The organism is Aliiroseovarius sediminis, from assembly GCF_022678485.1.
Lineage (GTDB): Bacteria > Pseudomonadota > Alphaproteobacteria > Rhodobacterales > Rhodobacteraceae > Aliiroseovarius > Aliiroseovarius sediminis.
This window is the reverse complement of record NZ_JALBYP010000038.1, coordinates 112,387-136,295: the sequence shown is the minus strand read 5'-3', so window position 1 is coordinate 136,295 and position 23,909 is coordinate 112,387. Positions and strand designations below refer to the sequence as shown.

Genomic DNA, 23,909 nt, shown 5'->3' with positions numbered 1-23,909 from the left:
ATGCGACAACTGACAAACATCTTCTGGCTTGCGGGCAAGGAGCTAAAAAGCGTTCTGGGCGATCCTGTGATGGTGATCCTTATCCTGTGGTCCTTCGTCGTCGCTGTCTTGCTTGAGGCCAGCGGCGCCGGAGACACGGTCTATAACGCCGCCATCGCCATTCTTGACGAGGATAGTTCTGCGTTGACCCGACAACTCTCTGATGCGCTTGGCCCACCGTGGTTTCAGCCGCCGGTGATGATAACCCCTGATCAGGTTACGCCGGAAATGGACGCGGGGCAGATCATGTTCGTCCTCAGTTTTCCGCCTGGATTTGAGGCGGATGTGATCGCAGGCCTGATGCCAGCCGCCCAGTTAGAGGTCGATGCGACGGCCGTCAGCCAAGCGCAGCTTGGCACCGATTACATTGCCAATATCCTCGTCTCAGAAACCCGCGCCTTTCTTTCTGGAAGCCCCGACGCGCCCGAGGCCGCATTGCGGCTGGAACTCCGCCGCGCCTTCAACCCCAACGGCAACCCCGTCTGGTTCAAAGCGGTATCGTCCCTGCTCAATCAACTTTCGTTGCTGACGATTGCGCTGACAGGGGCCGCGATGTTGTGCGAACGCGAACAAGGCACGATTGAACACCTGATGGTGATGCCGCTGACACCGTTCGAAATCGCGCTGTCCAAGGTGCTGGCCAATGTCGTCGTTGTTCTTGCAGCCTTCACGCTGTCGCTGCTTTTCGTCGTGCAACAGGTGTTGCAGGTGCCGGTCGCGGGATCGGTGCCGCTGCTGTTGGCGGGAACAGCAATCTACCTCGCCGCCGCCGCCGCCATCGGGATGTTTCTTGGCACGATGGCGCGCAGCATGGCGCAATTTGCGCTTCTTGTGATTATGGTGATCATCCCGATCATCATGCTGTCAGGCGGCATGGGCGCGATAGAAAGCCAGCCAGATATCGTGCAACGGTTAACCACAATTTTGCCGTCCCGGCACTTTCTGGCTTTCGCCAAGGCCGTTGTGTTCCGGGGTGCAGGGCTAGGTTCCGTCTGGTTTGAATTGTCTCTGATGGCCGCGCTCGGCAGTGGGTTCTTCGTGGCCAGCCTCGCGCTGTTCCGCCGCTCGATGAGTCTGTCGGGATGACGCGTCCTGTTAACTCTACCAAAATGAAGCGAAGGGTCGGCTCGAAAACGATACATCGGCGGCAGCTCTAGGCGACTGGTCTGGTTAAATTGCTGCGGCAGCCAACATCTGTTGTCGCAGTTGTTAATGAGAATTTTTTGCTTTCTGCACTTGCATCGGCTTCGCGCGCGTGTGCCTGAAAAGTCCCGGGACCGGTGAACTCGCCGTTTCATTCATGCTGCGGCTTGCACGAATGGCTGCACTATTCGCCGCGCTGCAAATTAGAATTCCACTGTGGTGCGGCATTTTCTTGCTGCGGGCTCGTTCGACACCTTCGCTGCGGTTTCGACGAAGGGCCCCTTTTCATTTTAGGTCAGAAATGCTTGACGTTTGGGTCAGAATTGAATGACGCGATTTACGCATTTCTTGAGGTTTTGGATGCCGATTGAGTCAAAGGTTCGTGACGTTCCACAATCCTTGTAAGACGTCAGACGAAATTGACCTTTGCGTCGTAGACTGACCTGATCACGGCGAGCCGGATGTTTGTGGCCAAACCGCGAATGACCTGTGTGGATGGCTCCTGCATAGCAAGACATTTTTTGAGCTGATATGAGCGCCTGTCAGATGCAGTCGTGTGTCCGGCCTGTTTGCGCAGCGCACACGGCTGCTGGCCCTGATGGTTTCCGCTGACCAAGTCCCAAACCGCTTCGCGGACAACGACGTGTCCCTGACATTCGACGGGGTGTCTTGGTTGGCGGGGTGACATTGCTCTATCATCTCAATTGTCGTGCGTCTCTTGTGTTCCTTTTCTTTGGTTGTGCTGCGTGAGGTCTGTAACGTTCGTTGCGGGTCGTGGTCGCGTCAATGTCCAGCGCTCCGCCGCTAACCGCATCATAAAACGTTCACTTTTGCTGCCATTCAATGTTGTGCAAGCAATGTCCGCTGTTAGGCGTCAGCCTCAGAATACTGCTGATTTGGCGCGGTCGTTTCGTCTTTAGCTTTTCGAGTCTTGTACCAATGGGCTGAACAAAGCAATGTTGCGAAAATTTGCAATCTAGCTTTGCGCATCGTTTTAAAGAAAATCGGTTATCTGATCATACTACCGCATTAATCAATCGTTGGATCATGACATTGGAATCTCTCCTCGCAATGGCTGCAATTTTTTTCGCTGCAATCCCGATTGCGGTTATCTATCTTCTGATTTCAAACGCCGGGCTTAAGAAACGTGTCGCCGCACTTGAGGCGCAAACCTTGGCAAGCCCATTACCTGAGCCGAGCCCTTTGCCTCAGCCAAGTAAATCAGAAAAGCCCATATCGGACGGTCCTTGGGTTTCTCCCCAGCCAGAAGTTGCCAAGGCCAAAGCGCCCGCAATGGTGGCGGCATCCAAAGGCCCACCAAAAGCGGTTGTTCTGACCCGCCAAAAGTTCACGGCACTGGTTTCTTGGCTGATGCAGAACTGGTTTTATGCGGTTTCTGCGGTATCTCTCGGTTTGGCTGGCATTTTTCTGGTCATCTACGGGATGGAGCAAGGGTTGTTCCCGCCATCGGTTCGCGTAATGGCGTCCTTCGCCTTTGGTGTGGCTTTGATCTTGGCCGGTGAGTATATTCGCCGTCGTTTCGGAGACGGCGAGGACAGCACGACCGCCTACTTACCTTCGACCTTCTCGGGTGCAGGTATCGTCACGTTATTCGGCGCAGTGCTAGCGGCGCACTTGTTGTACGGCTTCATCGGTCCGGAAGTAGCACTTGTCGGTATGGCCTTTGTCGGCGCTCTAGCCTTGGTCCTTGGCTGGTTCTATGGACCTCTTCTTGCGGCTGTCGGCATTATCGGCGCGATGGTCGCTCCGTTTATTATCGGTGGATCGTCAGACGATCCATCGTTGCTACTGATGTATTTCGCGATCATCACGGTGACAGGTCTAGCGATTGACACCTTGCGGCGATGGGCGTGGGTGTCTGTGATTTCACTGGCCACGGGATTTGGCGCTGGCACGTTGTTGATGATCGGCTCAGGCGAAAGTGTGAAAATCTATTTCTTGATTTACTGCGTTGCCTTGGTGCTGGCTGCGATTGCAGTTCCCGTCCGCAAGCTGGTGCCCGATCATTCGGGAACACTGCTGAGCATAGCAGTCTTTGCGCGCCGCAAAGATGACCCATGGCCAGAATTTCCAACCCGTCTGGCGGGTGCAGCCGTGATCGCGGCCAGCGGTCTGATCTTGCTGGGCGCGATACCTACGAGCCGTGCCGATCTATTCTGGGCTTCTGTAATCACGCTGTCGATATTGGTTCTGGCTTTGCTTGTGTGGGCGCGAAACGCGCCGGCATTGGTGGATCTCACTGTCTTTCCTGGGTTTTCACTGGTTGTTGTTTTCGCAAGCGGCGCGCGGCTGTGGGCGATGTACGAACACGCTGCCTTGGCACCCGAGGTTGACATGCCGTTGATAGCAAGCATTGCGGTGGGGATTGGTATTGTGCTGTCGATTGCGGCCGCTTGGCGGTCGCTGCGCGGTGGCGCCAGCCAGTTGTATTTGGCCGTAGGCGCCGCGCTCATCGCACCGGCGGTCGCAGTTGCGATAGAAGTGACCTGGAATCCGGCCCAGACCCTTGGTGGTTATGTCTGGGCGCTGCATGCCATGGTCATAGCTGCCGTAATGGTCGCAATGGCCGAGCGTTTTGCGCGCATCGATGGCCCGGAGCAACGAGAGCGTACGTCGGTCGCGGTTCTTTCCGCCCTTGCCTGTGTCGCGTTTGGCGTCGTGATTTTGTTTAGCTCTGCCGCGCTCACCATCGCGATTGCTTTGACCATCGTGGCCGCCGCTTGGCTTGACCGGAAATTCAAAATGCCGCTGATGGGCCTGTATATTTTGGCGGGCGTCACGACTGTAGGCTATCGGTTGGTCATCGATCCCGGTATCGAATGGGCAAAAGATGCGCCGCTGTTGGAAATGTTGATGTCACATGCAGGTGCAGTCGCAGCATTTGCGGTGTCCTATGTTTTGGTCAGGGCTGCAAAGCGCCCGAGATCCGAAATACTGCTGGAAAGTGCCGTCTTTTCCTCGACAGGTATATTGATTTCGGTGCTGCTGTTCCGCGCGATCGTCAGTTGGGGTGGCGAAGACGCCTTGATGAGCCATTGGGCCCTTGGCATAGGGGCCACGGTTTGGATGGCCCTCGGACTGGCGCAGCTTCGCAGAATTGAGATCGGTGGAAAGCTTGCCATGATCCGACTTAGCTTGGGAGCGGTATTTCTGATGATGGCTGCGATCCAACTTATCCTTGTTGTCTCGATGCTAAATCCGCTTCTCAATTACTTTGACACACTTGTTATAGGGCCACGCCTGCTTAACACCTTGATACCCGGCTATCTATTGCCAGCGGGCCTGCTGGGGTTTGGCGCGTGGTGGCTTTCCGCCCTCCCGAAACCGCTGCGGATTGGCGCGGCAGGCGTCGCCTTGGGACTTGCAGCGTTGTGGCTTGGTTTGACGATCCGTCACTTCTGGCGCGGGGCCGAAGGGCTGGAGCTTCCTGGCATCGAACAACCGGAGCTATACAGCTACACGGTCGTCCTTTTGGCGATGGGTATAGGCCTGTTCTACCAATCGCTTGCGCGTCCGAATGCTTACCTGCGAAAGGCTGGGCTGCTGTTCATCGGGCTTGCGGTCGCAAAGGTTTTCCTCGTGGACATTCGCGGTCTTGGCGGCCTTATCCGCGTGTTTTCCTTGTTGTTCTTAGGCTTTTCATTGGCTGGCCTTGCTTGGCTAAACCGATGGGCCACAGTCCGAATAACTGACAATCTGGACAGCAAGGACGAGTGACAGTTTTTCTATTACCAAATTGAACAGGCGTTAACTGCGATCTGTATACCCTGCGCGCACCTTAACAGGCCATCGGCATTGCGATGCGTATCATCGCGTCACCGATGGCCGACTTGTCCATTCGGTTCGCGTCACGCAGCCTCGTAGTGCGAGAAGACCTCGGTGCTGCCGTCCTTCCGGATCAGGAACACATCATAGGCATCGCGGTTTTCTTCGGGCCCCATGCCCGGTGATCCATAAGGCATACCGGGAACGGCGAGACCGACCGCATCCGGGCGCTCGACCAAGAGCCTGCGAATGTCAGCCGTCGGCACATGTCCTTCGATCATGTAGCCTTCAATCTCGCCAGTATGGCACGAGGTCATACCTTGGGGGATGCCGTTCTCGAGCTTGTGCTTGATCAACCGTGTGCCGAAGCTGCGCTCTGTCGTGACGATAAAACCATCCTCGTGCAGGATTTCGATCCAGGCTGTGCAGCATCCGCAGTTCGGATCTTGAAGGACATGGATCGCAGGCGCTGACAGCGCCATCCCCGCAAGTGGTGCGGCAACAGCAAAGCTCGCGGTGCAAGCTATCATGGCGCGTCGGGTAAGAGTCATTGGTATATCCTTTCAGGTTGTTGCGGATGCGTTGTTGCGAACGGTGTCTGATATGGTCTCGGTGGATCGGCTAGACAATACAGCAGGGTCAGATGGTTGGAAAAGCAGCAGCCGCAAGGCGTTCAGCGTGACCAGCACAGTGGCCCCGGTATCGGCGAGGATCGCGATCCAAAGGCCGGTGATCCCAAGCACTGTGGTCACAAGGAATACCGCCTTCAGTCCCAAAGCGATGGCGATGTTCTGGCGGATATTGGCCATGCCCGCACGGGCAAGGCGGATCATGCCCGCCACATCGGCAACGCGGTCACGCAGGATCGCCGCGTCGGCCGTTTCCAGCGCAACATCAGTACCAGATCCCATCGCGACGCCAACATGTGCGGACGCAAGCGCGGGGGCATCATTGATCCCGTCGCCGATCATCATCACCTTTGCCTGGGACGCCAGGTCGCGGATCGCCGCGACCTTGTCCTCCGGCATAAGCTCGGACCGCTGCTCCATTCCAAGCCCCGCGGCGATGGCATGGGCGGTGCGCCTGTTATCACCGGTCAGCATGAGCGGCGTGATTCCGAGGGCGCGAAGCTGCGCCACGCCGGATGCTGCATCACTGCGCGGCTCGTCACGCAGCGCGATAAGACCTTGGGGCACATCCTCGCGCAGCACGACCACCACAGTCTTGCCCTCGGCTTCAAGCGATGCGACGCGACTTTGCAGATCACCCGCGAGCGCGCCGCGCTCTGCCGCCAGTCGGGGTGAGCCGACACGAACAAGCGCACCGCTGATCGTCGCTTCAGCGCCCTTGCCCGGCAGCGCGCGACCTTCCGTGGCCGCCGCCGCCTGAACACCCTGCCGCTCGGCCTCGGCGCAGATGGCTTGGCCCAGCGGATGGCTCGCGCCGCTTTCGACGCCAGCAGCAAGGGCCAGCAGGTCATCTTTGTTCCCGATCAGCGCCAAAAGATCAGTCACGACGGGTTGGCCTTGGGTCAGCGTCCCGGTCTTGTCAAAGGCAACATGGGTGGTCCGTGCCGCCGCCTCGATCACGGCACCGCCCTTCATCAACAGACCGTTGCGCGCGCCGGTAGACAAGGCCGACGTGATTGACGCCGGCACAGAAATCACCAACGCACAGGGGCAGCCGATCAATAGCAGGGCCAGCGCCCGATAGACCCATTCCCCCCAGGCCTGCCCAAAGACCATCGGCGGGACGATGGCCACCAGAAGCGCGACACCGACCACGGCCGGCATGTAGACGCGGCTGAACCGGTCGATGAAGCGTTCGGTCGGTGCGCGGGCGCTCTCCGCCTCCTCAACAAGGCGGACGATGCGGGCGATGGTGTTGTCCTCTGCCGCCTTGGTGACCCGGACGCGCAACAGTGCCTCCGCATTGATCGACCCTGCAAAAACCTCCGCACCCGGCTCCTTGAGGGTGGGGACACTTTCACCAGTCACGGGGCTTTCATCAACGCCGGAGGTGCCGCTGATCACCTCGCCGTCGCAGGCGATGCGGTCGCCGGGCCGGACCTGCACGATCTGGCCGACGACGAGTTTATCGGCAGGCACCTCGCCCACCTTGCCACCCACCTCAAGCCAAGCCGTCTTGGGCACAAGTTTTGCGAGCGCGCGAATGCTGTCGCGCGCCTTGCCGGCTGAAACGCCCTCAAGCAACTCGCCCACGGCAAAAAGGAAAACGACCAGCGCGGCCTCTGCCGGCTCACCGATCACCAGCGCACCGACGGCGGCGATCGTCATCAGCATCTCAATCGTGAAGGGCATCCTTGCCCGCGCCATGGCAAACGCACGCTGCGCCACGGGGGCGACTCCGATCAGGGTGGCAAGGACAAATGCCCAATGCGCGATGTCTGCCGGAAATATGAGCCGTGATGCCCAAGCCGTCGCGAGCAGCGCCGCGGTGCCGATGACCAACCGCCCTTTCGAGGTCTCATACCATGACGGTGTCAAGGCGTTTTCAGCTTGTGCCGGGTCTTGCTCCTCAGACTCAGACGATCCCGCAGCCGCGGGCAAAGCCCCATCCGGCAGAACGAACGCGCCCGCAGGCTTTTCAGGTCGCGCCCCTTTGGGGGAAATACCAAAACCAACTGCACGCACGGCCCTTTCAACACTTTCGGGTGATGTTGTGTCATCGCTGAGCGTCAGGCGCAGACGCTCGGTCATCAGCGCGACATCGACATCCGCGACACCCGGCAAACGCTCGACCGCCCCACGCACCTTGGCGGCGCAGGACCCGCAATCCATACCTGTCACGCGCCACTCGCGTCGCCCTGCACTACCGTCCGCCATGATGAAACTCCAATTTGATTCGTGGTCAAAGCTGGGTATAGGGTCTACAGCGGCTGTAGGTTCAAGCCCTGTCTTGCGGTTTCCGGACGCATAAACCGCAGCCAGACACCTGCACTGCAATCGAAGATCTATGAGGGCAAAACACATGTTATCCATCGGCATCATGGCAAAACGGACAGGCACCAAGGTCCAGACAATCCGCTATTACGAACAGATCGGCCTGATGCCAGAGCCGGGCCGCACCGAGGGCGGCCAGCGCCGCTATGGGGGTGTAGAGTTGGACCGCCTCGCCTTTATCCGACACGCGCGCGAGCTTGGCTTCTCGCTTGAGGCGATCCGGGAACTGCTGGACCTTTCGGACAGCCCCGAACGTTCCTGTGCGCAGGTCGATGCGGTGGCTCAGAGGCAGTTGAAAGAAGTCGAGGCACGCATCGCCCGGCTCGAGGCGCTGCGCATCGAGCTGCAGCGTATGCTGAGCGAGTGCAATGCCGACCGGGTAGCGGATTGCCGCATTCTTCAGGTGCTGCGCGACCACGAGGAATGCCTTGCCGATCACGGCAAGCCGGGCAACTGATACCGCCGCATAAAGTTTGACTGGCCGCTTGCACTGGTCGCGCCTTTGCCGCCTGACGGACGCTGAAGGCCGGATAGTCAAGCGCCAGCCATGGGCGCGCTTTTTCTGAAGCCGCCAGTCATGCGCCCCGCATCAGTCCTGCAACTACAATCAGAGCTGACTTTCCTTGGATTGAAGATCAGTAACACCTATCAAATCGCACGGATGTGACACATGACTTTTCAATGGTAAAAGCAACCTTAGTGCATTGAGAGTAAGCGTGGGCAGGACAAAATCCCGCCGAGCAGCCGCAAGGTATGCGGCAGAATGTTTCGGTGGAACGCCTTGCTGCCGTGGCCGGACATCAGCGCCGAACGCTTCAAGAATGGCGCGGCAGAGATCAACCTTTAACAGCGGATCATACGGGCATGCGCCTATCAAACGCATCATTTGCGCGTGTCGGCTTCAGGCCGGGTATCCGTATGTCTGGATCAGCGCCCACACATCCGCATTCAACGCCGTCAAATCATCCAGCGATTGGTCAATGCCATCAATGGTACGGCCATCAAGGGCTGTGATCTCGCCGACTTTGATCTGGTTTTTGCGGTCCGCCACCCGCATCCGAATGGTCGAGATGTCCCCGCTTTTGGAATCAAATGAATAAATACAATGATTGTATCTGTTTCTCAGCCCCGACAGCTGTTTGATGCGGCGGGTGACTGTTAGCACGGCCTCGCGTTCTTCTTGGCCAACGCGATCAAGCTTGGACAAACGCTCGACCAGATCAGTGCGCGCCCGCGTCGTATTGAGCGTCAGGAAGATGACGACCGCAGTTTCTTTATCCGTTCGCGACAACCCGGCGATCAGATGGATCAAAAGGCTTTCGGTATTGGTCCAACTGTAGTTCAACCGCCCCAACAGCAACAGAAAACGGTCAAAATCGTTCTGATCCTGATCTCGGCCTTTGGTCTTGTCCGTAGATGACATCGTTCACCTGTTGTCCAGCGGTCGAAGGCCATCACGATGCGATAGATACCAGTTTGTTGCGCTTGCCCTGTTATGGACGTTAAGCTTGCCGAATACGTGGTGAACATGCAGCTTCACGGTATGCTCGGAAAGTGCAAGCCTGTGGGCTATTGTCTTGTTTGGCAGCCCGTTGGACACCAGATCCAAGACCTCGACTTCACGGGCCGTAAGATTTGGCAGCGGTTTCGAGGGCCCCCGACTTTGCGTCCGCTCACCACCATTCACAACGCCGGGCCTATCCGGTTCCGGTCGCATCTTGTCACTTTTTTCCAAAAGCTCCGCCGGGACAAATGCCTCTCCCAAGATCAACAGCCGCAGCGCGGCCAACCAAGCATCAAGCGACGCATTCATCGGCAGAAACCGCATCTTCGGGGCCAATCCAGACCTGCGGGCATTTTCCCGTAGGTCGCGCCCCATCTTGGCGGACGAATATGCCAGCACCTTGCCAGCATCATGATAGGTTGGATCAAGGTTTCCGTTGGAACGCAGAAGCATGTCCATCTCGGCCTCGTCAAAGATGATGAGTTTCGCTGCAAGCTTGATGCGGTGATCAAGCGTATCAAGATCAGAAACGGAACGGACCCGCAGGACGGTGATGTCCTTGAACTCGAACTCAAGCGTTCTGAGCAATCGGTCGGAAAATATCATGCTGCTGCCCAGAAATATCAGAACAGCGCTGTCAGTATGTGTCAGGTGCGGTGCTTGTTGGGCGCCCTGAACGCCCCTCTCCTCTTGCTGTAATAACATTTTTCTTCCCCCTAGCCGCGATCACAGACCGTGCTGACCACCCAGGCTGGAACGCACCGGCCGAGCGTGACCCAATGCATCGCGGCATTTTCTAACAATTACCCGCAATCGCGAGCAGTAATGCTTAAATAATCAGTTAAAAATCATACAGAATGTGAACCTCTATATCACGATTTGGGTGTGTCGGACAACTTTGTTACGGCTCCGAAGGCAGATCTAAACAGTTTGATATAGCCCAAATCGGCCCGCGGACCGGCAGATCGCCTTATAGGTGCAGTACCCCGACATTCGATTTAGTTCGAATCGCACAACCGCGCGCATCTGTTGACCCAGAGCTTGCTGTCAGAGCCGCCTTTCCATTTACTTTCCAGCAAAAGCCCCACCGTTTCAAAGACATGGAACAATAAGCACTTTATCCGACTGTCTTTTCGATCCGCGGAAATTCAAGCTTGTTCAGCGTCAGATATTTTCGACGCCGAACGTCAGTTTGTTGAACACATTTTTAAACAGCCAGGTCGAATGCCCGTATTACAGGGCGCTTAACGATATATTCGCAGCCGTCCGCACGGACTTCGACCGGCATCCAAAAGGGGGTGATCGTCGCGCGTTAAGCAGCCAGTGGATGGGTGTCATCTGCATTTGCAAATGTCCTCGTCCGCAATCTCACAAACCAAAAATCAAACATGCCCGCAGATTGGCCACTTTGGACAGACTGGTGGCGTCTCAGGGCATCAGTAGAGGAATTTAGTTATGTCTAAAGACAGAGGACACTCAAGCAACAACCAATTCGTCGTCGGCGAAGTGGGGGTAGAGAATGCCGATTTTGACGTTGATGCAGACATCAACATCGATCAGGCCGATATCGACGTGGACGCACAGCAGCAACAGCAACAGCAGCAAGTCGACACGTCGGATGAAAACAACAATTCAAACGATCAGGGCCAAGGTCAGGATCAGGGCCAAGGGCAAGATCAGGGTCAAGGGCAAGATCAGGGTCAGCAACAGCAAACCAGTTCCAGTTCGGATCAAAGCCAGAACAATGGCGGCGACGACAGCAACGACAATTCCAACGCGGTCAACATTGATTTTGGCGGCGGCGAGTGGATTCCACGCGATGATGATGTCGTGGACATTGATGTCAAAGACGGAACTGTCGAAAATGTCGTGACCGCCGGTGGTGATATTGCCCTGGATCCCGGTGACGATATTGGCGACATCCTGACCAAGGCTAATTTTGGTGCAGGTAATGACACGGGGATCGTCAACGTGCAGGAAGCTTACCTGTCCGATGATGACCACTTGGGCGAAGCCAATGTTAGCAACAATGGTGACTTCACCCAGAACGGCAATGCTAATGGCGGCACCGCAACTGCCGGGGACGGCATTGGCAATGATACCGCAACCGGTGACGGCGGCGGGCACGCTGATGCTTCGGCCGGGGACGCTAACGGAGGCATGGCGCTTGGCGGAATGTCCCACGCGTCAGGCGGAGCAAGCGGTGACGGCGGCGACGCCGATGCCACATCCGGTGATGGGGGCGACAGCGGTGATGCTGGTGCTCTTGGCCTTGGCGTTGGCCTTGGTCTAAGCGGCAACCACGGCAGCAGCAATGGCGGAGACAGCGGAAACGCCAACGCCAACAGTGACGCAACCGGCGAAGCCAAAAGCGACAACAACACCGAAGGCACCGGCGGGGACAGCGGCGATTCTGCATCTGACAGCAACGCCAATGACGGTCCCGTCACAAGCACCGCAGCTGGTAATGCCACCGGTGGCTATGGCACAGGTGGTGACGGCGGCGATGGCGACGGTGGCGACGGCGGCGACGGCGGCAATGGCACAGGCGGCGACGGCGGTGGCGGTGACGGCGGTGACGGCGGCAATGCAGCCGGCGGTAACGCTGGCGGTGGCATCGGCGGCGATGGCGGCGACGGCACAGGCGGCGACTCGACAACCGGTGACGGCGGTTATGGCGGCGACGCAACCGGCGGCGACGGCGGTAGTGGCGACGGCGACGGCGGCGACGGTGGTGACGGTGGCGACGGCACCGGTGGTGACGCGTTCGGTGGAAACGGCTCGGGTGGTATCGGCGGTGACGGCGGTGACGGCGACGGCGGCGACGGCGGCAATGGCCCCGGCGGCGACGGAAGTGCCAGCGCCAGCGCCAGCAACTCGGGCTTCAGCGACAACGACGCTGATACCGACAACGACGCGACCAGCGACAATGATGCAACCGGAGCAGGCGGTGATGCCGGTGCCGGATCTGGCGCCGCAGCGGGTGCTGCAGCCGGGCTTGGCCTGGTGAACCTTGCTGCTGCTGGTGCAGCTGCGGGTGATCCGACCGCAACGGCCGGAAACGGCCCTGCTGACGCAGGCGGCGCCACAGATACCGCTGGCAACGCAGACGCGGACGGTGACGGAAGCGGCTATGGCGACGCTGATGCCAGCGGTGACGGTGGCATGGGTGCTGGCGGCAATGGCGACGGTGGCGACGGCGGAAACGGTGCACGTGGAAACGCGGGCGACGGTGCTGCAGCGACCGGCGGCCAAGGCCCAGGTGGTGCAGGTGCTACCGGTGACGGTGGCGATGGCGCAGCCGGTGACGGCGGGCAAGGACCCGGCGGAGCCGGTGCCGCAGCAAACGGTGCCAACGGCGGCCAAGGCCCAGGTGGTGACGGCGCGATCGGCATGGGTGGCGTTGGCGGCCAAGGGCCTGGTGGTGCTGGTGCCGTAGGTGCAGCCGGTGACGGCGGCCAAGGACCCGGTGGCGATGGTGCCATGGGTGACGGTGGCGACGGCGCGATGGGTGACGGTGGCATGGGCGGTGACGCCGATGGTCGTGCCGACTCCATGAACGATGTCGACGGAACCGCCAGTTCCACGGCTGACACCGGCGACGGTGGACTGGCTGATGTCTTCTCGAAATCCGACACCGACGGATCAGCCGATAGCATGGCAGATGCCATCTCGGGCTACGGCGGTGCTGCGGTGACCGATCAGATGTCGTCGTCCAGCGCTGACGGCCAGTCCGGCGGCACCAACACCGCAGCCAGCGGTGATGGCGGAATGGGTGGCGCGGCCATGTCAACCGGTGGTTACACCGGCGATGCCATGGGCGGCAGCTCGACCGGCGGCGCGGCTGATGCCAGCGGTGTGACCGGCGGCATGGGTGGTACGGCCACCAATGGCGCAAGTGGAATGGCCGATGGCGGTTCTTGGGGTTCAGGCAACGGTGACGACGGTTATGTCACCGGCGAATCCTATGCCTCGGCGGCTGCAGTGGTCGACACCGCGGCGTTCAACCAGAGCATCGTGATGGGTGCCAACGTCCTTGGCAACACGGTCGACATGACTGTGGTCGGCGGTTCGATGAGCTCGACTTATGTCGGAGACGACTCGAACGACGGATAAGATACCAACGCTCGGGGCCAACACTGGCCCCGAGCATTTTCAGTAGCAAGTTTCATTGTTTTTCGTTCTCTAACCAGGAGTTGACGCAGCTATGAGCCTTGATCAGACAACAGAGTCCATCGCTCACTTCATAGGCCTTTTCCATCTGGCTGAAGAAGAACTCCGGCTTAGAAAAGAATACTTCGAATTCAAAATCGAGAAGAAGGCCGTTGTTTCAAGTGAACCTTCTTTCGCACCGGTTGACACCAAAGCGCCCTACGAAGCTGGCGCCTTTTCGCCCCACTCACAATACAATGTCAAACCTGACCCGGTTCCACCGGTCGAAAACAGCGGGGCGCCCGTATTTCCGGCGCCCGAACTGCCTTTGAACGACGCGGCAGACGATGGTCCGGTTTCACCTGTGCCCGATGCCAACGGCGCCACTGTCACTTTCATCGCGGGCAGCGTCACGATCCTGCCTTATGTGCCAATGCCGTCATCTGCAGTTACGATAACGTTTCAGTCAATCGAACTGCATGACAATGACGTCATCGGCGATGTTGAGGTGGCAGGGTTTCAACCGCTCGACGGGTTCTATTCCGCGCTTGAAACGGCAATTGAACTGGCCGAAGCGTTGCAGCCGTGGTCCAGCGATGGCCTTGTTGCGGACCTGATGACGGACGCGAGCGCCGCCCTGCCCTTCATTGACATGATCAACGCGGTCAAGGCGCCTGATATCGACAGCCTGAACGTCAGCATCATCGAGGATGAGGAAATCGAAGGCATTTACGTCAACGGCACGCTTGTCGAAGAAGCGCCCGAACTTGACGACCAACTGCCCGCCTTCATCAAGGCGAAACGAGACAAGCTGGACGAGGATAACGACGCGGACAGATTATCCGGCCACGACAAGGACGACGCCTTGCACGATTTGGACAACGATGAATTCGCGACGGTGATCAACGCCGAACACAACGTCAGCGCAGGCGCAAACGAGGCCCATAATCATGTCAACATTCACACCAGTTGGATAGATGCGGGCGTCATTGCGGTATCGGGTGATGTCATCAACCTGAACGCCGTTTCGCAGGTCAACGTGTTGTCCGATACCGACCATTTCGAAGGCGCGGTCGGGACCGATCCGGGCGCCACATCGCAAGCGTATAACATCGCCACCACTCAGATCGACAGCCGTGACATTCCCGACGGGTTCGAAATCACGGCCACGACCACCACCGAATTCCCCGACCATTGGAATGTTGAACGGCTGGAGGGCGATGTGACGGTTACGAACTACGTGAACCAGCACTCGTTCGTAATGGATGCAGATAGATTGGACCTGACATTCTCTGCCAACTCAACCTCGATCGTCACCGGCGAAAACCTGACCTACAACCTTGCCGATGCAGGTGAATTTGGATCAGGGTATGATCTGATTTTCGTTGGTGGCACGATGTTGTCGTTCAATCTGATCAACCAGACCAACGTCTTGATGGATAGCGACCAGTTTTCAGGTGGCGGATTGAACGACGCTGCAATCTCGGGGCAAGACAACCTTCTGCGCAACGATGCCGCGATCCAGCAGGAGGGCATCGATACCCAAGTCGCGATGGCGGACGAGTTCAACACCGCGCTTGAGGATTTGAAACAGGGCGCTGAAGACTTGTCGGCAGCCGTCGCCCAAAGCGCCTATTTCGAAGGGCTGGACCAATTGCGGGTGCTGTATATCGACGGCGACCTGACCCAGATGAACATCGTAGACCAGGTCAACTATATGGGCGATCAGGATCAGGTTCACATGGCGTTGGATGCGGTCAGTTCGGCACTGGATGATGCGGCGGTCGTCATCACGACGGGGTCCAACCTGCTGACCAACACGGCGACTATCACCCAGACGGGCTTTGACTCGGACGTCATGACCGGCGGCGATTATTACAGCGATGCGTTATTGTATCAGGCCGATCTGATCGACACGAACGCTGACCCGACCGGCGTTGGCATAACCGCACTGGCAAACGAAGCCGTGGCCTTTCTGGTCGATGACATGATCCCGGACCCCGTTTCCGACACGCTCGACGCGGCTGGCTTCAACAATGATGCACATACCGGCGGCACCGCGCTGGACGTGATGCAAACGATGACGACCTAATCATATTTCAAAGCGAGTAATTTCATGACCAATGCTGCGGAACGTACCCGCGACCCGGAAACACCTGCAAAGCCCAGACTGGTGCTGAGAAATGTGGACCGAGCCGAGCCCAAGCCTCTTCCGACCGCGAAGATGGACAGCACGGGAATGGGGGTAACGGTTGAGGATAAAGCCAACCAGCCTGTGTCGAGCAAATCCCCGCCTCCACCCGAACGCCCCGGTGGCGGAAATAACGGCGGCGGTGGCGGCGCGAACTTTCACAAAAGGATTGGACCGCAGGATTTCTCGCAAAGCCTGAAGGATGGCATGACCGCTGTGCGCGGCAACCTGCTGTTCGTCATGCTGATGACCTGCGCGACCAACATCCTGATCCTGGCGATTCCGATCTATCTGTTTCAGATTTCCGACCGGGTGCTGACCAGCCGATCGACAGACACTTTGATCATGCTGACAATCGTCATCGCCGGGGCAGTCATCTTGCAGGCTGTCTTTGACGCCGTGCGACGGTTCGTCCTGATGCGAACCGCAGTCGAAGTCGCGGCAAAGCTTGGCACCCCGATCCTAAGCGCGGCGGCGGCAGCATCGCTGAACGGGACAGGGCGCGAATATCAGACCCTTGGCGACCTTCAGCAACTGCGCGGGTTCATCGTGTCGGGCACGCTGATATCATTTCTTGATGTGCCCTTCGCCCCGCTGTTCATTCTTGCGATCTTTCTAGTGCATCCACAGCTGGGGATGATCGTGATCATCACATCGCTTTTGTTGCTGGTCATTGCGGTCATCAACCAAAAGACCACCGCAAAGCCCTTTGCCGAAGCCAACATCGCACAATCCAAGGCGAATATGCATCTGGATTCGATGTCACGAAACAGTCAGATCATCAATGCGCTCGCCATGATCCCCGAGGCCGTTTCGATCTGGGGTAAAGACACGGCGGCGTCACTGACAGCGCAAGTTCGGGCGCAGGATCGCAATATCATCTCGTCCGCGTGTTCGCGCGGCGTGCGTCTGTTGACGCAAATCGGAATGCTGGGCTGGGGTGCCTATCTTGCGATTCAAGGCGAGATCACGGGAGGGATGGTCATCGCTGCCTCGATTATCGCGGGGCGCGCCTTGGCGCCAATCGAAGGGTCTATCGAAGGGTGGAACGCATTCATCCTGACCCGTGGGGCGTATGGCCGCATTCGAACCCTGTTGCAGAACTCCAAGCTCCAGTTTGAAAAACTCCGCTTGCCCAACCCTGAAGGACGATTGGATGTCGAACGGCTGCTTTTCGTCCCCCCCGGCACCAAGAATGTCGTGCTGAACGGTCTGAGCTTCCAACTGAACCCCGGCGAAAGTCTGGCGATCATCGGTAATTCCGGCGCCGGCAAGACGACGCTTGGAAAGATGTTGGTGGGGTCGATCCTGCCAACATCGGGAAACGTGCGGCTTGACCTGATGGACCTGCGTAATTGGGAGCCGCGCCAGTTTGGCGAAAGCATCGGCTATCTGCCGCAAGACGTTCAGCTTTTTCCCGGAACGATCAAGGACAATATTGGCCGGATGCGTGCCGACGCAACCGACGAACAGATTTATGAAGCTGCCAAGCTGGCCGACGTTCACGAGATGATCGCAAACCTGCCGCAGGGCTATGAAACGACGGTGGCCGCCGATGGCTCGCCCCTATCTGGTGGGCAGAAACAGCGCATCGCACTGGCTCGCGCGTTCTTTGGCAACCCAAGAATGGTTGTGCTGGACGAGCCGAACTCGAACCTCGATGCAGCGGGCGACAAGGCGCTGGCCCGCGCTGTGGAACATGCGCGTCGCAGCAAAATTACCGTGGTGGTGATCACGCAGAAGCCTGCTTTGCTGGACGTTGTGGACAAGATAATGTTGCTGGCCGACGGAACAATCGCGCTGTTTGGAACCCGGGATAACGTGCTCCAGCGGATCAAAGAAGATCAGCGCGCGCGTCAACAACCACCCAAACCTCTGGGGGAGCAATCCTAACATGACCAGCGAAACCAATGCCGTAGTCGTTCACGAGTGGCATGACAAAGTTCCCCGCTCGATATCCAAGTTGGTGACATTCGGGCTGCTGCTGCTGCTGATTGCATTTGGCGGCTTCGGGGCATGGGCGTTTCGCGCGCCGCTGGCGGCCGCTGTCATTGCCCAAGGCAGCTTTGTTGCTACCGGTCGCAACAAGATCGTTCAGCACCTTGAGGGCGGCATCATTCACGAGATTCTGGTCAACGAAGGGGACAAGATCAAAGCGGGCGATACCTTGGTCACACTTGATGAAACCGCCGCATTGGCCAATCGCCGCGAGCTGCAAATTCGCAAGTCCAGACTTGAGGCGACAGTGGCAAGGCTGGTCGCTGAGTACCGTGCAGTGGATCAATTAGAGTTTTCCGAAGATCTTTCGCGCGATGCTTTGGAAGATGTTGAAATCGCGTCCATTCTGGACGGTCAGCGGCTGTCTTTCAATGTCGCTCGTTCATCGCTGACCAATGACGTTGCGCTGCTGGAACGCAACATCAACGCGCTTGAGATCCGTATGAATGGATATCAGGTTCAACACGATTCCCATCTGAAAATGATCGAACTTCTGGACCAGGAACATGCCGACAAAAACAAACTTCTGGAAAGCGGGCTTATTCGCCAATCCGAGGTAAACGCCCTGCTGCGCGCAAAGATCGAAGCACAGGGCCAAGTCGCGCGGTTGATGGCCGAGGTCAATGAAAACGCGCAACTCATCCTGAAACACAAAACGCAGATCGAGAAGGTTCGCAGCCTCTATCGTGAAACGGCGCTGGATGAACTGCAAGTCATTCAGGCCGAACTTGAAAGCGTGCGCGAGAAGTATCGAAAAGCCGAGAACGTTCTGACGCGGTCCGAAGTTAGCGCCCCGGTCAGCGGCACGGTCGTGCGACTTCACTATTTCACGCCCGGCGGCGTGATTGAGACAGGCAAACCAATCGCGGAAATTCTGCCATCAAGTGCGCCCCTGATTGTCGAAACCCTTATTATGCGAACAGATGTCGACAGCGTCCATCTGGGTCAGAAAGCCATCGTTCGTTTGACGGGTCTGAATGCGCGGACGACGCCGGTGCTTGAGGGCACCGTCGAATATGTCTCGGCAGATGCCATATCAGATACTGTAAACGGCGTGACCCGCGAAGTTTTCGTCGCCCGTGTGTCCTTGCCGCCCGAAGAACTCAGCCGGGTCACGGGTTTTATCCCGACACCCGGGATGCCTGCCGAGGTCATGATACAGACGGTCGAACGGACCTTCGCCCAATATATCGCCCAGCCTCTGATCGACAGCATGGCACGGGCCTTCAAAGAGCAATAGCAGCACAAAACCAAATCGGTCGTGATACCTAAATTGGGGCTTCTGCTTATGCGCAGTCCGCTTGGGCAAAACATGCGGATGCTTTGCGCAGATTATCGACTGTCATGCTGCCCTTTGCCATTCAAAACCATCCAGACCGCGCGTTCAAGGACCTCCGGCGGATACCTATTTGCATCATAAGCCCCCGGCATTGTTTGACGATCCCACGCCAGCAAGCCAGGCGACATCTGTAAAGAAATTCGTGCCTGAAAGTTGCTGCACACAGGTGCGATAAAGCCGCGTCGCACGGCCTATGGCTCAGGCGATCTGAACCTCGCCCAGCAGCACTGCGAAACTTGCGCCGTGCATGTCGCGGTCTGCGTGGGTGCCCTGCACAGCGGGACGCGGAAGGCTGAACTTGACGACGTTCAGGTCTGGCATGTCGAACCGTTTAAGGGTGGCGGAGTCAGCCTTGAACAGCTTGGCGACCTCGGCCGTTTCCAACCCTTGCGATACACGCTTGAATGCGTCCTCGGACCCGCAGAAAATATCTATGGTCAGCCAAAAAGGGCCTGCGTTCTTTGACCGGACCTTGTCGGTAATGTCTTTCAGGGCGGTCATGTGCCGATCTCCTCGATCGTCAGGCGGAAGGCCTGCATGGGGTCATCCAGCGTCAGAACATGGTTCAGGCAGAATTCATAAACGGCGCCGCGCGGCATTTCAGGGGGTGAAAAGGGGAAGGCGAAGGTCGGCATTTCCTCTTGCTCGGTCAGCGGGTGGTGCAGAAGATAGGGGTTCAGCATCTTCGCCACCTCACGCGACAGCGCCTCGGTCTCGGCGGTGACAATGCCCATCACGCCAAGCTCGGTGCCGGGCTTCGCATTGGTGTCCAGCGGGCCAAGCGTGGCGTCGGCGCCAATAATCCGTAGCTCGATCTGGAAGTCACCGCCGACGCGTGCCTTGGCCTTGGCGGTGCATTTGGCGTGGATATCATCCACCCAGGCGCGGATGTTCTCGACGTAGTGCGCGTCACGCACCAGAACCAGCGACACGGTTTGAAACCCTGCCCGCCGCGCGCCTTCCAGCTTCACGGTATAAGGTTGGGTCGCCACCCATTCGCTGCCCGTTACGCGCACCCGGCGATCATCCAACGCGGCATAATGCGCGCCAGTGACGTCCAGATAGCCGCCGGGTTCATACAGCCGGTAAGGGTCGCTGTTTTCATACAGCATATGGGCGGACACAGTGTGCGGCGTGGCGCGGGCATCCTTGCCCATCGGGGTAATGGTGAAGCCCTCGGCGTCAAATTCTATCAGGATGGTGCCGGTGTTGGGGCTGGTCGTCGCCAGCGCCCCGCATTCGCCGATCTTTGCCCCATGCCACACCCCGCCGGGATGACAGCCTCGTGCCAGTGGCAGGGCCGAGATGATGGCGGTGTCTGTCGTGCGTCCCGCAATCACGATATCCGCACCTGTGTCCAGCGCGGCCTGTATCTGTTCAGCCCCTGCCAGCGCCACAATATTGGTGCAGTCGCGCAAGAGGTCGGCGGAAATCTCCGGCGCTGGGGTCAGGGGGGTGATCCGCCCATCCTCAAGCGCTGCGGCCATCGCATCGCCATCCTGCCCGCTTTGCAGCACGGCGAGTTTCAGACGTTCACCCGTTTCCAGGGCGATTTCGCGGGTGATATCGACCAGCCAGTCCACCGCATCATCCGCGCCGCAGGTGCCCGCGGTGCCAATGATCAGGGGCACTCCGGCTTCGGCCCGCGCGGCCATCAACTCGGCCCATTCCGCCTTGGTCGAACCGCGCGAATATTTCGACGTGCCGGTGCCAAGGTAATGCGGGCCGGAATCAGTCGAACCCCCATCAATCGCGATGATATCCGGCGCCTCGGCAATGCCGCGCGCCAAAGCCTCGCGGTCATATCCCAGACCCAACGCACCCGAGGGGATTAGCACCTTAACCATCAGTCAGTAATCCTTTGCGGTTTCTTCAGGAACTTGCGCAAGAACATCGGGGCGACGAAGCCCACGATCGCGACAATCCAAAGCGTGATTGAGATACCGGACGAGAACAGGAATTTCCAGTCGCCACCCGACAGCACCATGGCGCGGCGCAACGCGTCCTCCATATGGCCACCCAGAAGGATGCCTAGGATGATCGGAACGGTCGGCACGTCAAGCTTGCGCAGGACATATCCCAGCGCCCCGAAGCCAACCATCAGCACCAGATCGAAATAGCTGCCCGACAGGGAATAGATGCCAACGAAGCTGATCATCGTAACGCCGGGCAGAAGCACCCAAGGCGGCACCGACAGCACCTTCACAAAGATTTTCACCATCGGCACGTTCATCAGAAGGAGCACGAAGTTTGCGATCAGAAGCGATGCGATCAGGCCCCACACAACCTCTGGCCGTTCGGTGAACAGCATCGGCCCCGGGGTAATGTTCAGCGTCATCAGAAGCGCCAGCAGAACCGCCGTGGTGCCGGACCCCGGCACGCCAAGCGTCAGCATGGGAACCAGCGCGCCACCAGCGGCAGCGTTGTTGCCAGCCTCGGGCGCAGCGACACCTTTTGGAACACCGGTGCCGAAGCCGCCTTTTTCACCTGCAATGGATTTCTCAGACATATAGGCCAAGAAACTGCCCAGCGACGCGCCCGCCCCCGGAAGAACCCCCGCGATGAACCCCACGACTGAGGACCGCAGCATAGTCCAGCCGGACTCCATGATGTCTTTGACAGGGATTGTCACCTTTTCAAGCTTCACGCCGATTGACGTGTTCTTGCCGTGGCTTTCGATGAAGAAGAAGACCTCGGCAATTGCGAACAGGCCCACGATGGCAACAAGGAAGTCAATGCCGTCAAACAGGTGCATGTTGCCACCCGTCAGGCGCGGCAGGCCCGAATTGTTGTCCACCCCGATCATCGCGATGCCCAAGCCGATGCAGGACGCAATCGCAGCCTTGGCTTGGTTGTTGGACGCCATCCCGCCAAGCGTGGCAAACGCCAAGAGATACAGCGCGAAATATTCGGCGGGGCCAAACAGGAACGCCACCTGCGCCAGCATAGGGGCCAACAGCATCAGGCCAATAGTCGCCAGAAACGCACCAACGAAGGACGCAACGCCGGACAGAACCAGCGCATCGCCTGCACGGCCCGCTTTGGCCATTGGATAGCCATCGAGGGTTGTCATAAGCGCAGGCTCGTCGCCCGGAATGTTCAGAAGGATCGAACTGATCCGCCCGCCATACATCGCGCCGTAGTAAACGGACGTCATAAGGACCAGCGCCGATGTGGCATCCAGCCCCATCGTGAAGGTCAAGGGGATCAGGATCGCCACGCCGTTTGATGGGCCAAGGCCCGGAAGCGCGCCAATGATCGTGCCAATGAAGCACCCGATCACGGCCAGCATCAGCGTGTAAGGCGACAGCGCGATATCGAAGCCGATCGCGAGGTTTGAAAGCAGTTCCATGGGGATTTCCTCAGCCGGTCAGCGATTTGGGGAACGGGACAAGCCCAAGGCCCAGCGCGAATTTGAAGATCAGGAACAACCCGACAGACAGGCCAATTCCGGCAAGCACAGCACGACCTGCGCGCGGTTCGATCTGATAACTTAGAATGGATGCGGTGATCGCTGTGGGGATCAGAAAGCCCAGCGGTTTCAAGGCATAGGCATAGCCGACAAGCACCACAACCGCGACAGCAAGCGAACCAAACGTCGCTAGCACAGGCCATTCCGGGTCAGGGTCGGGTCTGAGCGCCACGATAATCCCGCACAGGGCGGCCACGCCTCCGATCAGGATTGGAAAGGTCTTCGGCCCCACTGGATCCGCCATGAAGCTGGACTGGATCTGCATGGCGCTGGCAATATAAGCCAGCGCCACAAGGGTCACGACCGCTCCGAAGATACGGTCAGATGCCATTACTGGATCACCCCGATCTCTTTCGAAAGCGCGCGAATTTCAGCTACGACGCCATCGACATAGGATTGGAAATCACCACCAACTTTTGTGAAGGGGGCAAGACCGTTAGCGACCATGGCTTCCTTCCATTCGTCGCTGTCTGCAACCTGTTGCAGGCGATCAGCCCATTTCTGGAAATCCTCATCGCTGATGTCCTTGGGCACATACAGACCACGCCAGTTCACGGCAACAACGTCGATGCCTTGCTCTTTCGCAGTGGGGATATCCTCAAACCCGGGCACGCGCTCTTCTGTCAGAACAGCAATCGCGCGAACGTCGCCGGATTTCAGGAAGCCTACGATCTCGGACATATCGCCCGACATGGCTTGAGTGAACCCGCCAACGGTTTGGGTGATCGCATCTGCACCACCGTCAACACCGATGTATTTCACGGCTTTCACATCCTCGACCCCAGCACGTTGCAGGATCATCAGAGGTTTCAGGTGGTCAAAGCCGCCAACTGCGGACCCACCGGCAAACGCGATTGAACCGGGTTCCGCCTTCACGGCATCGACCAAGTCATTCAACGACTGATAAGGGCTGTCTGCGGCCACGACGATCACGCCGGGGTCGGCACCGATGGACCCCACAAAGCGCACCTGATCGGCGGTCATACCAGCATAGGCGTTCTGCGCCAGCCGGGTCGAAGTCGCGGACGACGCCGCCACGATTAACTCGGCGTCATCGCCGCGTTCTGACACCACGTAGTTGTAAGCAAGACCGCCACCGGCACCCGCCATGTTGGTCACTTGAATGGGCTTATCCACGGCCCCGATATCATACATGATCTTGCCGATCTGACGGCAGGTGAAATCCCAGCCGCCGCCGGGGTTGGCCGGGGCAATACACTCGGCAGCCGTTGCTGCGGTGGTGGCCCCAAGGCCCAAAACAGCACTGGTCGCCAGCGCCTTGAAAAGACGTTTTGTCATAAGTTTCCTCCCATTTGACAGGG

17 protein-coding genes are annotated in these 23,909 nt (G+C 58.4%); 8 read left to right on the top strand and 9 right to left on the bottom strand.

Going from position 1 to position 23,909, the window contains the following annotated elements; translation table 11 throughout:
- The 3 genes from MN186_RS14760 (at nt 1) to MN186_RS14755 (ending at nt 4,920) form a co-directional block, all read left to right on the top strand.
- Nucleotides 1-1,125, top strand: a complete 1,125-nt coding sequence (locus MN186_RS14760) for an ABC transporter permease (protein WP_242115136.1) — start codon at nt 1-3, stop codon at nt 1,123-1,125.
- Nucleotides 1,126-1,738: 613 nt separating this feature from the next.
- Complete coding sequence (locus tag MN186_RS16490) at nt 1,739-1,867, top strand: hypothetical protein (protein ID WP_255744127.1); 129 nt, start codon at nt 1,739-1,741, stop codon at nt 1,865-1,867.
- Between the two features lie 362 nt (nt 1,868-2,229).
- Nucleotides 2,230-4,920: a DUF2339 domain-containing protein gene (locus tag MN186_RS14755; RefSeq protein ID WP_242115135.1), complete on the top strand. Its 2,691-nt coding sequence runs from the start codon at nt 2,230-2,232 to the stop codon at nt 4,918-4,920.
- Between the two features lie 131 nt (nt 4,921-5,051).
- Here the strand turns inward: MN186_RS14755 and MN186_RS14750 are convergent, their stop codons facing one another.
- Entirely contained in the window at nt 5,052-5,519 is a 468-nt protein-coding gene (locus MN186_RS14750; RefSeq protein WP_242115134.1) for a DUF411 domain-containing protein, read from the bottom strand.
- 12 nt (nt 5,520-5,531) lie between these two features.
- Nucleotides 5,532-7,814, bottom strand: a complete 2,283-nt coding sequence (locus MN186_RS14745; protein ID WP_242115133.1) for a heavy metal translocating P-type ATPase — start codon at nt 7,812-7,814, stop codon at nt 5,532-5,534.
- Nucleotides 7,815-7,959: 145 nt separating this feature from the next.
- Between MN186_RS14745 and MN186_RS14740 the strand changes: the two genes are divergently transcribed.
- On the top strand, nt 7,960-8,388 hold the full coding sequence (locus tag MN186_RS14740) for a MerR family transcriptional regulator (RefSeq protein WP_242115132.1): 429 nt from the start codon (nt 7,960-7,962) through the stop codon (nt 8,386-8,388).
- Between the two features lie 444 nt (nt 8,389-8,832).
- On the opposite strand, the gene MN186_RS14735 is transcribed toward MN186_RS14740, so the two are convergent.
- Both MN186_RS14735 and MN186_RS14730 read right to left on the bottom strand, forming a co-directional pair.
- Nucleotides 8,833-9,354: a hypothetical protein gene (locus MN186_RS14735; protein ID WP_242115131.1), complete on the bottom strand. Its 522-nt coding sequence runs from the start codon at nt 9,352-9,354 to the stop codon at nt 8,833-8,835.
- A 3-nt stretch (nt 9,355-9,357) separates the two neighbouring features.
- Entirely contained in the window at nt 9,358-10,140 is a 783-nt protein-coding gene (locus tag MN186_RS14730) for a helix-turn-helix transcriptional regulator (protein ID WP_242115130.1), read from the bottom strand.
- Nucleotides 10,141-10,890: 750 nt separating this feature from the next.
- Between MN186_RS14730 and MN186_RS14725 the strand changes: the two genes are divergently transcribed.
- From MN186_RS14725 to MN186_RS14710, 4 genes are all read left to right on the top strand, one after another.
- A complete protein-coding gene (locus tag MN186_RS14725) occupies nt 10,891-13,551 on the top strand; it encodes a hypothetical protein (protein WP_242115294.1) in 2,661 nt (886 codons plus the stop codon).
- 91 nt (nt 13,552-13,642) lie between these two features.
- Complete coding sequence (locus MN186_RS14720; RefSeq protein WP_242115129.1) at nt 13,643-15,679, top strand: hypothetical protein; 2,037 nt, start codon at nt 13,643-13,645, stop codon at nt 15,677-15,679.
- Between the two features lie 24 nt (nt 15,680-15,703).
- Nucleotides 15,704-17,671 (top strand): type I secretion system permease/ATPase, encoded by a 1,968-nt coding sequence (locus MN186_RS14715; protein WP_242115128.1) that lies wholly within the window; start codon nt 15,704-15,706, stop codon nt 17,669-17,671.
- A gap of 1 nt (nt 17,672) precedes the next feature.
- Nucleotides 17,673-19,016: an HlyD family type I secretion periplasmic adaptor subunit gene (locus tag MN186_RS14710; RefSeq protein ID WP_242115127.1), complete on the top strand. Its 1,344-nt coding sequence runs from the start codon at nt 17,673-17,675 to the stop codon at nt 19,014-19,016.
- A gap of 297 nt (nt 19,017-19,313) precedes the next feature.
- Here the strand turns inward: MN186_RS14710 and MN186_RS14705 are convergent, their stop codons facing one another.
- The 5 genes from MN186_RS14705 to MN186_RS14685 are packed head-to-tail and all read right to left on the bottom strand — an operon-like array spanning nt 19,314 to nt 23,886.
- The gene (locus MN186_RS14705; protein ID WP_242115126.1) at nt 19,314-19,616 is read right to left on the bottom strand and encodes a DUF4387 family protein; all 303 of its coding nucleotides are present in this window, start codon (nt 19,614-19,616) and stop codon (nt 19,314-19,316) included.
- On the bottom strand, nt 19,613-20,962 hold the full coding sequence (locus MN186_RS14700; RefSeq protein WP_242115125.1) for an acyclic terpene utilization AtuA family protein: 1,350 nt from the start codon (nt 20,960-20,962) through the stop codon (nt 19,613-19,615). Before MN186_RS14700 ends, MN186_RS14705 begins: the two co-directional genes overlap by 4 nt.
- Nucleotides 20,962-22,467 (bottom strand): tripartite tricarboxylate transporter permease, encoded by a 1,506-nt coding sequence (locus tag MN186_RS14695; RefSeq protein ID WP_242115124.1) that lies wholly within the window; start codon nt 22,465-22,467, stop codon nt 20,962-20,964. The genes MN186_RS14700 and MN186_RS14695 overlap by 1 nt, the downstream gene beginning before the upstream one ends.
- Nucleotides 22,468-22,477: 10 nt before the next feature.
- The gene (locus tag MN186_RS14690; RefSeq protein WP_242115123.1) at nt 22,478-22,918 is read right to left on the bottom strand and encodes a tripartite tricarboxylate transporter TctB family protein; all 441 of its coding nucleotides are present in this window, start codon (nt 22,916-22,918) and stop codon (nt 22,478-22,480) included.
- Nucleotides 22,918-23,886: a Bug family tripartite tricarboxylate transporter substrate binding protein gene (locus MN186_RS14685; protein ID WP_242115122.1), complete on the bottom strand. Its 969-nt coding sequence runs from the start codon at nt 23,884-23,886 to the stop codon at nt 22,918-22,920. Before MN186_RS14685 ends, MN186_RS14690 begins: the two co-directional genes overlap by 1 nt.
- Nucleotides 23,887-23,909: the final 23 nt, after the last annotated feature.

What these genes read in the sequence shown, in the direction of transcription:
- MN186_RS14710 (WP_242115127.1), top strand. Translation starts at nt 17,673, where the DNA reads ATGACCAGCGAAACCAATGCCGTAGTCGTTCACGAGTGGCATGACAAA.
- MN186_RS14745 (WP_242115133.1), bottom strand. Translation starts at nt 7,814, where the DNA reads ATGGCGGACGGTAGTGCAGGGCGACGCGAGTGGCGCGTGACAGGTATG.
- MN186_RS14685 (WP_242115122.1), bottom strand. Translation starts at nt 23,886, where the DNA reads ATGACAAAACGTCTTTTCAAGGCGCTGGCGACCAGTGCTGTTTTGGGC.
- MN186_RS14700 (WP_242115125.1), bottom strand. Translation starts at nt 20,962, where the DNA reads ATGGTTAAGGTGCTAATCCCCTCGGGTGCGTTGGGTCTGGGATATGAC.
- MN186_RS14750 (WP_242115134.1), bottom strand. Translation starts at nt 5,519, where the DNA reads ATGACTCTTACCCGACGCGCCATGATAGCTTGCACCGCGAGCTTTGCT.
- MN186_RS14715 (WP_242115128.1), top strand. Translation starts at nt 15,704, where the DNA reads ATGACCAATGCTGCGGAACGTACCCGCGACCCGGAAACACCTGCAAAG.
- MN186_RS14690 (WP_242115123.1), bottom strand. Translation starts at nt 22,918, where the DNA reads ATGGCATCTGACCGTATCTTCGGAGCGGTCGTGACCCTTGTGGCGCTG.
- MN186_RS14725 (WP_242115294.1), top strand. Translation starts at nt 10,891, where the DNA reads ATGTCTAAAGACAGAGGACACTCAAGCAACAACCAATTCGTCGTCGGC.
- MN186_RS14720 (WP_242115129.1), top strand. Translation starts at nt 13,643, where the DNA reads ATGAGCCTTGATCAGACAACAGAGTCCATCGCTCACTTCATAGGCCTT.
- MN186_RS14730 (WP_242115130.1), bottom strand. Translation starts at nt 10,140, where the DNA reads ATGTTATTACAGCAAGAGGAGAGGGGCGTTCAGGGCGCCCAACAAGCA.
- MN186_RS14705 (WP_242115126.1), bottom strand. Translation starts at nt 19,616, where the DNA reads ATGACCGCCCTGAAAGACATTACCGACAAGGTCCGGTCAAAGAACGCA.
- MN186_RS14735 (WP_242115131.1), bottom strand. Translation starts at nt 9,354, where the DNA reads ATGTCATCTACGGACAAGACCAAAGGCCGAGATCAGGATCAGAACGAT.
- MN186_RS14755 (WP_242115135.1), top strand. Translation starts at nt 2,230, where the DNA reads ATGACATTGGAATCTCTCCTCGCAATGGCTGCAATTTTTTTCGCTGCA.
- MN186_RS14760 (WP_242115136.1), top strand. Translation starts at nt 1, where the DNA reads ATGCGACAACTGACAAACATCTTCTGGCTTGCGGGCAAGGAGCTAAAA.
- MN186_RS14740 (WP_242115132.1), top strand. Translation starts at nt 7,960, where the DNA reads ATGTTATCCATCGGCATCATGGCAAAACGGACAGGCACCAAGGTCCAG.
- MN186_RS14695 (WP_242115124.1), bottom strand. Translation starts at nt 22,467, where the DNA reads ATGGAACTGCTTTCAAACCTCGCGATCGGCTTCGATATCGCGCTGTCG.